This is a genomic window from Pseudomonas sp. CCC3.1 (assembly GCF_034347405.1).
In the GTDB taxonomy this organism is placed as follows: Bacteria; Pseudomonadota; Gammaproteobacteria; order Pseudomonadales; family Pseudomonadaceae; genus Aquipseudomonas.
In genome coordinates this window covers 2,328,877-2,342,787 of sequence record NZ_CP133778.1, presented here as the reverse complement: position 1 = coordinate 2,342,787, position 13,911 = coordinate 2,328,877, and the positions used below count along the sequence as shown (strand labels likewise).

The window sequence follows — 13,911 nt, the reverse complement described above, 5'->3', positions numbered from 1 at the left end:
TTCTGAGTGTTTATTAAGCGCGCTACAAGGCGCTTGTAACGCTTCTGGAATGGCTCGTTCATATTCGGGATGACGACACATTCGGTCATATCCGCGGCCTGGGGAGTGACTTTTCCTATACGCCGATCCTAGTATCGCCCGCGCTTTACCCCTCTTCCCTAAAAATAAAGTATGGAAACTCGGATGATGCCCTTTACTCGCACCCTGCTCGCCCTCTCGTTGGGCATGACATTGCTGCAAACCCCGGCCTTCGCCGCACCGCCTCTGACAATGACCAATGGCGTCGCACAGGTGAACACCCAAGACAGCAACGCTTGGGTCGAAATCAACAAAGCTGCGTTTGAACACAATATTCAGGTGCTGAAAAACACCCTCGCCGGCCAATCGAAAATCTGTGCCGTACTCAAGGCCGACGCCTACGGTCACGGGATTGGCTTGCTGATGCCATCGATCATCGCCACCGGCGTGCCTTGCGTGGGTGTCGCGAGCAACGAAGAAGCCCGTGTAGTCCGTGAAAGCGGCTATAAAGGCCAGTTGATCCGCGTGCGCACCGCCGCCCTGAGCGAGCTGGAAGCTGCACTGCCGTACAACATGGAAGAGTTGGTCGGCAACCTCGATTTCGCGGTCAAGGCCAGTCTGATTGCCGAAAAACACGGGCGCCCGCTGGTGGTGCACTTAGGCCTGAACTCCAGTGGCATGAGCCGCAACGGCGTGGAAATGACCACCGCGCAAGGTCGTCGCGATGCCGTAGCAATCACCAAAGTTCCGAATCTGGAAGTACGGGCGATCATGACCCACTTCGCCGTTGAAGACGCCGACGACGTGCGCGCCGGGCTCAAGGCGTTCAATCAGCAGGCGCAGTGGCTGATGAACGTTGCCCAACTGGACCGCAGCAAAATCACCCTGCATGCCGCCAACTCGTTCGCCACCCTGGAAGTGCCGGAGTCGCACCTGGACATGGTCCGCCCTGGCGGCGCGCTGTTCGGTGACACCGTGCCTTCGCACACCGACTACAAACGCGTGATGCAGTTCAAATCCCACGTGGCGTCGGTCAACAGCTACCCCAAAGGCAACACCGTAGGTTACGACCGCACCTACACCCTGGGCCGCGACTCGAAACTGGCCAACATCACCGTTGGCTACTCCGACGGCTATCGCCGCGCGTTTACCAACAAAGGCATTGTGCTGATCAACGGCCACCGCGTACCCGTGGTGGGCAAAGTCTCCATGAACACCCTGATGGTGGACGTGACCGATGCACCCGACGTGAAAAGCGGCGATGAGGTGGTGCTGTTCGGCCAGCAAGGCAAGGCTGAAATCAGCCAGGCCGAGATAGAGGACATCAACGGCGCGTTGCTGGCTGACCTCTACACCGTGTGGGGCAACTCCAACCCGAAAGTGCTGATCGATAAATAAACCCACCCCTTGCCTCGCGATCTTTTAAAGATCAAAAGATCGCGAGGCAAGCTCGCTCCTACGGGTTGTTGTGCAAGTCGGTTATTTATCCGACTTGATGCTGGTCCATGTCCGGGTACGCACACGCTCAAGTTTCTGCGGCAGTGGCTGTACCACATACAGCGATTTCAACGCTTCAGGTGTCGGGGTCAGGTTCGGGTTGCCAGTGATTTCTTTATTGATCAGCGGCATCGAATCCTTGTTGGCATTGGGGTAACCCAAGAAATCGCTGATCGAGGCGATGACTTTAGGCTCCAGCAACGTATTCAAGAACTCATGCGCTTCTTCGACATTTTTCGCGCTTTTTGGGATGGCGAAGGTATCAAACCAGATCGGCGCGCCTTCTTTCGGCAAGCGCCAATCCACTACGACCCCATTCCCCGCTTCCTTGGCCCGATTGCCAAACTGGTAGAAGCTGCCTGAGTAACCAATCGCCACGCAAATATCACCATTGGCAATATCGGTCATGTATTTGGCTGAGTTGAAGTAGGTGACGTAAGGACGAATCTTCAACATCAGCGCTTTGGCTTTTTCATAGTCATCCGGGTTCTGGCTGTTCGGGTCCAGCCCCAGATAGTGCAACGCCAGCGGCAAGATTTCCGAAGGTGAATCGAGCATTGCCACGCCGCACGATTTCAGCTTTTCCATGTTCTCGGGCTTGAACACCAGGTCCCAGCTGTCCACCGGGGCATTCTCACCCAGCGCCGCCTTGACCTTGGCCGGGTTGAAACCGATCAACACCGTGCCGACCATGTATGGCACCGCGTACTGGTTGCCGGGGTCATTGGTCTCCAGCAGTTTGAGCAAAGCTGGGTCCTGATGTTGCCAGTTGGGCAGTTTGGACTTGTCCAGCTTTTGAAAAACCCCAGCCTTGATCTGGGTGTCCAGGAACTGATTGGACGGCACCACCAGGTCATAACCCGAGTTGCCGGTCAGCAGCTTGGCTTCCAGCGATTCGTTGGTGTCGAAGGTATCCCATGTCACTTTGATCCCGGTGTCCTTGGCAAAGTCTTTGGGCACTGACGGCAAAATGTAGTCCGCCCAGTTATACACCCGCAGTTCGCGCTGCTCGGCCTGCACCGCGCAGGCCAGTAGCGATAGCCCACATAGCGTGGCGCCGAGTAAGCGTTTCATAGTGCTCATGGTTGAGTTCCCCATCTTTGGCGTGAGATCGATAGTTGTTATGTTCTGTACACGGCAGCAGCCCGCAAAGGGGCAAGGGTCTGGAAGACAACTCTTGGGTGGTTGTGAAGTTGACTTGATTCTTGCCGACAGAGGGGTTGGCTCACAGAGGTAGGCAGGCCAAAAAGGGATCGTTATGGCCATTGTTTGTGTCCGAATCTATGTCCGATATCGGCCCTTCCAAGCACTCAAGTGTTCGCCCAGCAACTGTTGAAAATCAAACAGCAAATCTGCAATTAACCACTCAAGCAACAGCACATGGCTTGCGCAAGCCATGGGAGCCCTCGTGTTTGCGGGGCTTGGGCTTTTGGTACGGAGATTGCTGACAGGGAGTATCTGTCCACATTCTGCTGGTCATTAGCCAAGGATTCGTACATGCCTAACGCGCTGCAAGTCGTCGTCGTTTCGGGAGGGGCGTACAGCCCTTCGCGCACTCTGGTTCTGGCCAAGGCCATTGTTGATGAGCTGCAAACCCGACTCACTCTCGAAACCCGCCTGATTGAACTGGGCAGCATTGCCCGGCAACTCGGTGGCGCCTTGTCGCGTCAGGAACTGAGCCCCGAGGTCGAGGCCGAGATTCAGGCCATTGAAAACGCCGACCTGCTGATCATTGCCACGCCGGTTTATCGCGGCTCCTACCCTGGCCTGCTCAAGCACCTGTTCGATCTGGTGGACATCAACGGCCTCATCGACACCCCGGTGCTGCTGGCCGCCACCGGTGGCAGCGATCGACATGCGCTGGTGCTCGAACATCAACTGCGCCCGCTGTTCGGGTTTTTCCAGGCGCTGACACTGCCGATTGGCGTGTATGCCACCGAAGCCGACTTCGCCAATTACCAAATAATCAGTGAGCCCTTGAAGGCTCGCATCCGCCTTGCTGCAGAACGTGCCGCGCCGCTGTTTGGCGTGTCTGCCAAAAACTTGCTGAAAATCGCTTAAGGACTTCTTTCATGGATGTGTTCTGGTTCCTTCCTACTCACGGCGACGGCCACTATCTGGGCACCACCAAAGGCGCTCGCCCGGTCACGCTCAACTACCTCAAACAAGTGGCGCAAGCCGCCGATGACCTGGGCTACCACGGCGTCCTCATCCCTACGGGGCGCTCGTGCGAAGACTCGTGGGTCATCGCCTCGGCCCTGGTGCCGCTGACTGAACGCCTGCGCTATCTGGTGGCGATTCGTCCGGGGATAATTTCGCCGACCGTCTCGGCGCGCATGGCCGCCACCCTGGACCGACTGTCCGGTGGGCGCGTGCTGATCAATGTGGTGACCGGCGGTGACCCGGATGAAAACCGGGGTGACGGCAGCTTCCTCGATCACAGCGAACGCTACGAAGTGACCGACGAGTTTCTGAAAATCTGGCGTCGGGTATTACAAGGCGAATCGGTGGATTTCGAAGGCAAGCACCTGCGCGTACAGAACGCCAAGGCCTTGTACCCGCCGGTGCAAAAACCCTACCCGCCGCTTTACTTCGGCGGCTCATCCGAAGCGGCCCACGCACTGGCAGCCGAACAGGTGGACGTGTACCTGACCTGGGGCGAGCCGCCAGCCGCGGTGGCCGAAAAAATCGCTGATGTGCGTGAACGCGCCGCCCGCTTGGGCCGCACCGTACGCTTCGGGATTCGCCTGCACGTGATCGTGCGCGAAACTGAACAAGAAGCCTGGAAAGCGGCCGACACCCTGATCGAACACATCAGCGACGAAACCATCGCGGCGGCGCAAAAGTCGTTCTCGCGCTTTGACTCTGAAGGCCAGCGGCGCATGGCGGCACTGCACGACGGGCGCCGTGACAACCTGGAAATCTCGCCTAACTTGTGGGCGGGCGTTGGTTTGGTTCGCGGCGGCGCCGGTACGGCGCTGGTGGGTAATCCGCAACAAGTGGCGGCACGCATCAAGGAATACGCAGACTTGGGCATCGAGAGCTTCATCTTCTCTGGCTACCCGCACCTGGAAGAAGCCTACCGCTTCGCCGAACTGGTGTTCCCGTTACTGCCTGAACCCTACGCCAGCCTGGCGGGTCGCGGCATCACCAACCTGACCGGGCCATTTGGCGAAATGATCGCCAACGACGTATTGCCGGGCCAGGCGAAATAATCTGTAGGCGATTCTATGGGGCGCGGCAACAGCGATGCGTTTTTTGCGCGCGCCATAGATCTTAGGCTCTGTACGAAATGTATCTGCGCTCGGTTATGCGGCGTTGAAAACAGGCTCGGAATGCTCATTTACAACCCGTAAACTCCGCTTCCTCGCCTGTTTTCGCCTTGCCTAACCTTCGCTCGAAAACATTTCGTACAGATCCTAGTTCGTACCTACGCGCTTTCGCGCTCGATCACACGGCAATCCAGCAGATTGAGCCGTTGCACGTGCCCTTCTATCGACAATACGCCAAGGCTTTGCAGCACGCGGGTAGCGGCCAGTACGCCGATCTCCAGCGCAGGCGGTTTGATGGTGCTCAAGCTCGGCAGCAACATGCCGGCAAACGGGTAATCCCCAAACCCCAGCACCGCGCAATCACCCGGTATGTTTAAACCCGCCCGCTGCCCCGCCAGCAAGCCGCCGGCCGCCAGGTTATCGTTGGCAAAGATGATCGCGTCCGGGCGCGACGAGCCGCTCATCAGCGCTTGCATGGCCTGTTTGCCCGCATCGAAAGGCGCTCGATTCGCGTCCGGGGCAAACACCCAAGGTTGGAGCCCCAACTCACGAACGGTGACCGCGTAGCCATCGCGGCGCTCCAGCGCGCTGAAATCCCCCGGCGCACTGTTCTGCACAAAAGCAATGCGCCGACAACCCTTGTCATGCAGGTAACGCGCCGCCGCAACCCCCACCTCGTAATGCGAAAACCCGATCTGCATCGGCTCGCGCTCGGGCTGGTAGTCCCAGGTTTCAATGATCGGGATGTCAGTCTCGGCGATCATTTTTTCAGTCGCAGGGCTGTGAAAATGGCTGGTCAATACCAGCGCCGCCGGAGACCACCCAAGAAATGCCCGCACCGCGTTTTCTTCCTGCTCGACGCTGAAGTAACTCGAAGCAAGCAACAGTTGATAGCCATGACGGCTCAAGGTGTCGCTGAACCCTTGAATGGTATCGGCAAAGATCGGCCCGGAAATGTTCGGGATAACCATGCCGACAATCTTGCCCCGCGCCGAGGCCAAACCACCGGCCACCAGGTTTGGCACATACCCAAGCTCGGCAACCACCGCAGCAATGCGCGCGCGGCGCTCAGGCGAGACCTGTTCCGGCTGGTTGAAATAACGCGACACAGTGATCGCCGACACATCGGCTGCACGCGCTACGGCGTTCAGAGTGATCCGCCCTGCTCCACGTCGTTTACGGGGTTTGTCCTTATCCATATGGCATCTCTAAACCAAACCAAAAGGTATATAAAAATAGTTTTTAGGTATTTGACGATCTATGTGGCGCGTATCAATACTGGCGATGTTAGCGCTAACAAGTTAACCAGAACAACGTTTGTCTGCTACTCGCTCGAGCGAATGCCCCAGACACAGAAAAGGTGCTGCCTACCCACAACGGCAGCGGTTCAGGGCATTTTTTTCGAGCACAACCATGCACAACACTCCTGGGGTCCCACACACACTGGCGCAGTCAATCCGCGCCGCCACGCCACGTCGCGCCCATTTGGGCTGGCTGCTCGCCGGGCTGACGGTGCTGCCATTGCCGGGCGCATTTGCCGCTGACAGTGCCGACACCGAGCCAACACTCAAATCTGTGACAGTCACCGCGACCCGCCGCGAAGAATCGCTGCAAAAAGTTCCGGTCGCCGTAACAGTGCTGGATGGCGAGCAACTTGAACGCGATAACCGCACCAGCGTGTCAAGCATCGTCCAGCAAGTGCCGTCGCTGAATTTTCGAACCGGCGCGTCGAACAAGGACACTTCGCTGTTCGTTCGCGGGGTCGGCACGATTTCTACGTCGCCGGGTGTTGAACCGACTGTGGCCACCGTGATCGACGGCGTGGTGTATGCCCGCCCCGGTCAGTCAACCCTGGACCTGCTCGACCTCGACCGGATTGAAGTACTGCGCGGCCCTCAAGGCACGCTGTTCGGCAAAAACGCCTCGGCCGGGGTGCTCAACATCACCAGTAAAGCGCCTACCGCCGAGACCCACGGCTACATTGATCAGTCGTACTACAGCGGCAACGAAAGCCGCACCCGCTTCGGGATTGGCGGCAGTTTGATCCCCCACACCCTGAAAGGCTCATTCACCGCACTGGTCGGCAGTTATGACGGCAACGTCGACAACGTCAACAACGGCCAGGAGGTCAACGGCTACAACCACAAGGGCGCCCGCGGCAAGCTGGAATTCACGCCCAACGACGACGTGAAATTCACCCTGATCGCCGACTACATGCAGTCTCACGATGACGCGCCCAATGGCGTGGTGACCCAGTCGCTGGCCCCGACCTTCACGGGCGCCCTTAATCCGGTGAATCCATCGAGCGACAATCGCAAGATCAACACCGACACCCGCACCCACGTCAACGACACCAACAAAGGGGTTTCCGGCCAGTTGGACTGGAATCTGGGGGATTACACCCTGACCTCGATCACCGCCTGGCGCGGCTGGGACAATACTCAGTATCAGGATGGCGACCGTCTGAGCAGCGTCACCGCCGCCTTCCCCGGCACCGCCGACAAAGGTGATCTGTCGTTCGATCAGTACTCACAGGAAGTCCGCCTGGCCTCGCCCAAAGGTGAGTTTCTGGAGTACGTCGGCGGGCTGTTCTACATGCACGGCAAAGACGATGAAACTTACCAGCGCACGCTGACCACCACCACGCGCGTGGACCGAGGCATTGCCAACTACAGCACCACCAGCGACAGCTATGCGGTGTTTGGTGAAAGCACGCTGAACTTTACCTCACGCTTTCGCGGCATCGCCGGCCTGCGCTACACCCATGACCGGCTGGAGTATGACCACAGCCGGGTCTCGACCTCGGCTACGGCGGTCAGCGGCATCAACCCCGCCACCAGCAGTTCCGGCTCGGTTGATGAAGACGGCTGGTCCGGACGTCTTGGCGTTCAGTACGACCTGAGCGAAGCAGTGACCACGTACCTGACTTACTCGCGCGGCTATAAAGGTCCGGCCTACAACGTGTTCTTCAACATGCAGCCACGCGACACCCAGGCCTTGAAGCCCGAAACCTCCAATAACTGGGAACTGGGGATCAAAACCAGCACCTGGAACAATCGCCTGACGGCCAACCTCGCCATCTTCCACAGTGATTACGACAACTACCAGGCCAACTTCTACGACACCGTTGCCGGGCAAGTGGTGACTCGCTTGATCAACGCAGGCAGTGTCAGCACTGAGGGTGTCGAACTGGATTACGCCCTGCAGGCCACCCAACAACTGAAGCTCTCAGGGGCCCTGGCCTACACCCGCGCCCGGATCGATGAATTTGCCTGCCCTGCCGGTGCGGCTGCCTCGTGCAACGTCAACGGCAAGACCCTGCCCTTCAGCCCGGACTGGAAAACCTACGTGCGCGCTGACTACACCATCCCTCTGGACAACGGCCTGGACATCGAACTGGGTACAGACTATGGCTGGCAAAGCGAAGTGCAATACGACATCAGCCAGAACCCCAACACCAAACAAGGCGCCTACGGCATCTGGAATGCCAGCGTTGCTCTGGCCGACTACAGCAACGGCTGGCGGGTGTCGGTGCTGGGCAAAAACCTGGCGAACACGTCGTACTCGCCCCTGCTGGCCAGCGGTGGCAACTATATCTACCGTGCGGTACCACGCGATGACGAACGTTACTTCGGCATTCAACTGCGCAAGGACTTTTAAATGGCCCGTCAAATCAAGCTCGGCGCATTCCTGATGACCAGCGGTCACCACATTGCCGCGTGGCGCCATCCTGATGTTCCGGCCAATGCCGGGGTCGATTTCGCCCATTACAAGCGTTTGGCACAGACTGCCGAGGCTGCCCGCTTCGATGCCCTTTTTCTGGCTGACAACGTGGCCATCGCCCCCAGTGACATTGCCAGCCGCACCGCGCATTCGGTGCACTTCGAGCCGCTGACATTACTCTCGGCCCTGAGCGCGGTGACCGAGCACATCGGGCTGATTGCTACGGCCACTACCAGTTACAACGAGCCGTACCACGTGGCGCGCAAGTTTGCCTCCCTTGATCACCTGTCAGGCGGGCGTGCTGGCTGGAACCTGGTGACCTCCGACAACGCCGCCGAAGCCATGAACTTCGGCCGCGAGCAGCACTTTGGTCACACCGAACGCTACAGCCGGGCGCGCGAGTTTCACCAGGTGGTGACTGGGCTCTGGGACAGCTGGGAAGACGACGCCTTTGTCCGCGACAAGACCAGCGGGGTGTTTTACGACCCTGACAAACTGCATGTACTTAACCACGTCGGCGAACACTTTCAGGTCAAGGGTCCACTCAACGTAGCGCGCTCGCCACAAGGGCACCCGGTGGTGGTGCAAGCCGGGTCGTCCGAAGCCGGTCGCGAGCTGGCGGCGCAAACCGCAGAAGTGGTGTTTACCGCTCAGACCTCGCTGGCCAATGCACAGGCGTTCTACACCGATCTCAAAGGCCGTCTGACGCGTTACGGACGTAGTGCCGATGAGCTGAAAATCATGCCCGGCATGTTTGTGGTCGTCGGCGACAGCCAAGCCCTGGCCCAAGAAAAATTCGAGGCCTTTCAGCAATTGGTAGAACCGCAGGTTGGCGTCGCCTTGCTGGGGCGCATGCTGGGCAACTTTGACCTGTCTGAATACCCGCTGGACGGCCCATTGCCGGAACTGCCGCTGACCGACAGTGGTCAACAAAGTCGGCAGAAGCTGTTGACCGAACTGGCTGGCAGGGAGAACCTAAGCCTCGCTGAACTGGGCCGAAAGATTGCTGGCGGCCGAGGGCACTACAGCCTGATTGGTACCCCTGTACAGATTGCCGATGAACTGCAGTGCTGGTTCGAAAACGGTGCTGCGGATGGTTTCAATATTCTGGTACCGCACTTGCCAGGCGGCCTGGAAGACTTCGCGCAAGAGGTGGTACCAGAACTGCAAAAACGCGGATTGCTACGCACTCACTACGAGGGCACGACACTGCGTGAAAATCTGGGCTTGAAGCGTCCGGCCAACCGGAATGCATAGTCTTCACTACACTTGGACAGAGACTATTCGATGACTTACATCGCTGCCGAAAACCGCTATGAATCCATTCCTTATCGCCGTGTAGGCCGCAGTGGCCTCGTACTGCCCGCCTTGTCTCTGGGGCTGTGGCACAACTTTGGCGACAGTACGCCAATCGACACCCAGCGCGCTCTGTTGCGCACCGCTTTCGATCTGGGCATCAACCATTTTGACCTGGCCAACAACTACGGCCCGCCATACGGCAGCGCCGAGATCAACTTTGGTCGTTTGCTGCGTGAAGACTTCAAGCACTACCGCGATGAACTGATCATCTCCAGCAAAGCCGGTTGGGACATGTGGCCCGGCCCCTACGGCCAGGGTGGCGGTTCGCGCAAACACATCCTCGCCAGCCTCGACCAGAGCCTGCAGCGCCTGGGCCTGGACTACGTCGATATTTTCTACTCGCACCGCTTCGACCCGGACACCCCACTGGAAGAAACCGCCAGCGCACTGGCCACCGCTGTACAACAGGGCAAGGCACTGTACATCGGTATCTCGTCGTACTCCGGGGTCAAGACCCGCGAAATAGCCGCGCTGCTTAACGAGTGGAAAGTGCCGTTGTTGATTCACCAACCGGCGTACAACCTGCTCAATCGCTGGGTCGAGAAAGACCTGCTGGACACCACAGAAGCGCTGGGCGCTGGCGTGATTGCCTTCACCCCACTGGCACAGGGCGTGCTAACCGACAAATACCTGAATGGCATCCCGGCGGATGCGCGGGTCAATCGTCCGGGCGGTGGTTCATTGCAGGCCAAGCATTTGTCTGAAGCCAACATTGCCCATGCGCGTGCACTTAACGAGATCGCCAAACGCCGTGGTCAAAGCCTCGCCCAGCTGGCATTGGCCTGGACCCTGCGCGACCCGCGCGTGACCTCGGCACTGATTGGCGCCAGCCGTCCAGAGCAGATTATCGAGAACGTTGGGGCGTTGAAGAACCTGGCGTTCAGCGCTGAAGAGCTGGCCGAAATCGACCGCTTTGCACTGGAAGGCGGGATTAATCTTTGGGAAAAACCGTCTACGGCGGAGTAACCCACCCGTTTGACTGTGGAAACGAGCTTGCTCGCGATGCAGACAACGCAGTGTCATTGAAGTGCGCGTTGATCCAATCGCGAGCAAGCCCGCTCCCAACGGGAGTTTGAAGCCGTTACAACGCGTGTTCAGCCAAGCGCGCCGCCAATGCCTTGGCTTGCAAGGCAACATCTGTCACCGCGGTACTTTCCCACCATTCGCCACGCAATGGCGGGCCCATGGCAAACAGCCGTTTGGCAACCTCTGATTGGGCGTTCAACACCGCCCCGCTCCGATCCGCCGCAATGCCCAAGCCCAAATTCCCCGGACGAATCAATCCCCGCTCCAGCAACTGCCGGGGCAAGGCTTTATCCACCCGACGCCAGTCGTATTCGATGCCGGTGGAGTTGATCAACCCATCGCCCTCCACCACCCTCACGTCCGCTTGCCCGCGATAGCGCAGGCGAATCCGCGGGCGTCCATCGGCGCTCACTTCTACCCCTTGCAACGAGGCTGCGCGAAGGGTCAAGCGGCCCTCCTCCAACAGTTTTTCCAACAAGGCATTGCCCTGTGGCGGGGAGCGATGGTGATGGCTTTCCCACCACGGCCGCACATGACGCACAAACTGTCGGCGCTGTACATCGCTGGCCTGGCTCCACAGCCTGCCGATATGCACGCGCACAGTGTCCAGAGGGGCCTGCCAATCAATCCCCGCCGCCTCAGCCAGCTCGCACTGACGACGCAACGCCCGCAGCAGTTGCAGCGGACTGCGCACATCGGGCGAAAGGGTCAAGAAGTCTTCCCAGGCCGGTGGCTGACGTCGAACATGCGGCAACAGGCCATGCCGTGAAAACACCTCGATTGGCCCGCGATGCCCGGCCCGATTCAGCGACTCCAGCGCATCCACCATGGTCAGCCCGGAGCCAATGATCAGCACCCGCGCATCCACCGCCAACCCGCGCAATGCCTCGACATCCCACGGGTCCAGCGCCGCCGCGTTCAACCCGCTGGACTGGCGTTGCGCCGTACGCGCCGCCGGGAACATGCCGGTGGCCAGAACCGCCGCAGCGGCCTGCAACTGGCGGCCACCTTTGAGGGTAACCTGCACCCGATTGTCATCGGCTTGCAGGTCGACCACTTCGTCGCGAACATGGGTCAGGCTCGACCCTTGCGGCGTGCCGATGGCCAACGCCTCGGCCAGGCGCTGCTGGGCGTATTGGCCAAACAGTCCGCGTGGCGGGAACAAATGCGCGACCGGCACATGCTGCTCATCAGACTCGGGCCAGCCACCGTCCGCAATGTACGCTTGCAGCCAGCGGGTCAGATCATCGGCATCGTCCGGATCGACGCTCATACGCGCCGCGTTGCCGTTAAGGGTGTGCCCCAGTTCAGTGGCGCTGTAGGCCTCGCCCCGGCCCAGTTCGGCACGCGGCTCGACCAGAACAATGTGTCGGGCCCCCGCTAAACGCAGCAATTGCATGGCCAGCAAGGTGCCGCTCAGGCCACCGCCAACAATCAGCACATCGGCCTCACGGATGGCAGAGGTTGCCTGTCCGCCTTGTGGCTCACTCATGGTTATTCTCTCTTTTGGATGTAGGAGCGAGCTTGCCTCGCAATCTTTTGATCGTTTAAAAGATCGCGAGCAAGCTCGCTCCTACAGGGGCCTCTTTCACTAAAATGAACAACATTGCATCAGGCGCGGTCTTTCTCCCGCGCTCGGTTCAGTTCGCCGAGATTACGGTACCCCGCCCCCGAGTGCCAATCGGCCAGTTTGGGGCCTTCACCAAACAGCTTCTCGCGCAATGTCCCCGGCGCGTATTCCTTTTTGTACACCCCGCGCTTTTGCAGCTCTGGCACCAGCAAGTCCACGGCATCGATAAAGGTTTCGTGGGTCACCGCGTAGGCCAGATTGAAGCCGTCCACGTCAGTGTCGGCCACCCACTCTTCAAGCAGGTCTGCCACGGTTTCCGGGCTGCCGACAAACAGCGGGCCAAAACCGCCAATGCCCACCCAGTCCGCCAGTGCATTGGGCGTCCAGATGGTATTTGGATCGGCTGTCGAAAAGGTTTCCACCGCCGATTGAATGGCGTTGGTGTGCACATGCTTGAGCGGCTCGTCAGGTTTGAACTGGCTGAAGTCGATCCCGGTCCAACCAGAGATCAAGGCCATCGCGCCTTCGTAGCTGACGTAGCTTTTGTACTCTTCAAACTTGGCTTTGGCCTTGGCGTCGGTCTCGCCGAGGATCACGGTTTGCAGGTTGAAAATAAGGATTTTCGACGGATCACGGCCCGCTTCGGCAGCGCGACGGCGAATATCGGCCACGGTCTTTTTCAGCAGCACTTTGGACGGCGCCGCCACAAACACGCACTCGGCCTGCTCGGCGGCAAACTGCTTGCCACGGCTGGATGCACCGGCCTGGTAGAGCACCGGGGTGCGTTGCGGCGAAGGTTCGCAAAGGTGGATGCCCGGCACCTGGAAGTGTTTGCCAACGTGCTGGATCTCGTGGATTTTACTCGGGTCACTGAACACCCGGCGCTCGCGATCACGCAGGATGGCGCCCTCTTCCCAACTGCCTTCCCAGAGCTTGTAGCAGACTTCCAGGTATTCCTCGGCGTAGTCGTAGCGTGAGTCGTGCTCGGTCAGGGCTTTTTGCCCGATGTTTTTGGCACCGCTTTCCAGGTACGAGGTGACGATGTTCCAGCCTGCACGGCCCTTGGTCAGGTGATCGAGCGTCGACAAGCGACGGGCGAATGGATACGGGTGCTCAAACGACAAGGACGCCGTCAGGCCAAAACCCAGGTGTTCGGTAACCATCGCCATCGGCGGAATCAGTTGCAGCGGGTCATTGACCGGCACTTGCGCGCCCTGGCGAATCGCCGCATGACCGTTGCCTTGATAGACGTCATAAATGCCCAGCACGTCAGCGATAAACAGCCCGTCGAACTTGCCGCGCTCAAGGATTTTTGCCAGATCGGTCCAGTATTCGAGGTCTTTGTACTGCCATGAGCGGTCACGCGGGTGCGCCCACAGGCCGGGCGACTGGTGCCCCACACAGTTCATGTCGAAAGCGTTGAGACGAATTTCACGGGACATCGAA

The 13,911-nt window shown here is 59.2% G+C and carries 10 protein-coding genes; 6 read left to right on the top strand and 4 right to left on the bottom strand.

From position 1 onward, the window contains the following. The first annotated feature begins 186 nt into the window (after positions 1–186). Positions 187–1,416, top strand: coding sequence for an alanine racemase (alr, locus tag RHM56_RS10620; RefSeq protein WP_322241746.1), 1,230 nt, complete (start codon positions 187–189; stop codon positions 1,414–1,416). Between the two features lie 81 nt (positions 1,417–1,497). Here the strand turns inward: alr and RHM56_RS10615 are convergent, their stop codons facing one another. Further along, positions 1,498–2,598, bottom strand: a complete 1,101-nt coding sequence (locus RHM56_RS10615) for a polyamine ABC transporter substrate-binding protein (protein WP_322241119.1) — start codon at positions 2,596–2,598, stop codon at positions 1,498–1,500. Between the two features lie 414 nt (positions 2,599–3,012). On the opposite strand from RHM56_RS10615, the gene msuE reads away from it, so the two are divergent. Then, on the top strand, positions 3,013–3,576 hold the full coding sequence (gene msuE, locus RHM56_RS10610) for an FMN reductase (protein WP_322241118.1): 564 nt from the start codon (positions 3,013–3,015) through the stop codon (positions 3,574–3,576). Positions 3,577–3,587: 11 nt separating this feature from the next. Further along, positions 3,588–4,730 (top strand): FMNH2-dependent alkanesulfonate monooxygenase, encoded by a 1,143-nt coding sequence (ssuD, locus tag RHM56_RS10605; RefSeq protein WP_019409074.1) that lies wholly within the window; start codon positions 3,588–3,590, stop codon positions 4,728–4,730. Positions 4,731–4,945: 215 nt separating this feature from the next. On the opposite strand, the gene RHM56_RS10600 is transcribed toward ssuD, so the two are convergent. Then, the gene (locus RHM56_RS10600) at positions 4,946–5,986 is read right to left on the bottom strand and encodes a LacI family DNA-binding transcriptional regulator (protein WP_322241117.1); all 1,041 of its coding nucleotides are present in this window, start codon (positions 5,984–5,986) and stop codon (positions 4,946–4,948) included. Positions 5,987–6,200: 214 nt separating this feature from the next. On the opposite strand from RHM56_RS10600, the gene RHM56_RS10595 reads away from it, so the two are divergent. Genes RHM56_RS10595 through mgrA form a run of 3 tightly spaced genes read left to right on the top strand, consistent with a single transcriptional unit; the run spans position 6,201 to position 10,835 of the window. Beyond that, complete coding sequence (locus RHM56_RS10595) at positions 6,201–8,447, top strand: TonB-dependent receptor (protein ID WP_322241116.1); 2,247 nt, start codon at positions 6,201–6,203, stop codon at positions 8,445–8,447. Next, a complete protein-coding gene (locus RHM56_RS10590; protein WP_322241115.1) occupies positions 8,448–9,767 on the top strand; it encodes an LLM class flavin-dependent oxidoreductase in 1,320 nt (439 codons plus the stop codon). 30 nt (positions 9,768–9,797) lie between these two features. Beyond that, positions 9,798–10,835 carry an L-glyceraldehyde 3-phosphate reductase gene (mgrA, locus tag RHM56_RS10585; protein WP_322241114.1) on the top strand — a complete coding sequence of 346 codons (1,038 nt, stop codon included), beginning with the start codon at positions 9,798–9,800 and terminating at the stop codon, positions 10,833–10,835. Between the two features lie 115 nt (positions 10,836–10,950). On the opposite strand, the gene RHM56_RS10580 is transcribed toward mgrA, so the two are convergent. Continuing rightward, complete coding sequence (locus tag RHM56_RS10580) at positions 10,951–12,387, bottom strand: FAD/NAD(P)-binding protein (protein ID WP_322241113.1); 1,437 nt, start codon at positions 12,385–12,387, stop codon at positions 10,951–10,953. A 119-nt stretch (positions 12,388–12,506) separates the two neighbouring features. Beyond that, positions 12,507–13,907, bottom strand: coding sequence for an LLM class flavin-dependent oxidoreductase (locus RHM56_RS10575; RefSeq protein WP_322241112.1), 1,401 nt, complete (start codon positions 13,905–13,907; stop codon positions 12,507–12,509). Between the last annotated feature and the right edge of the window lie 4 nt (positions 13,908–13,911).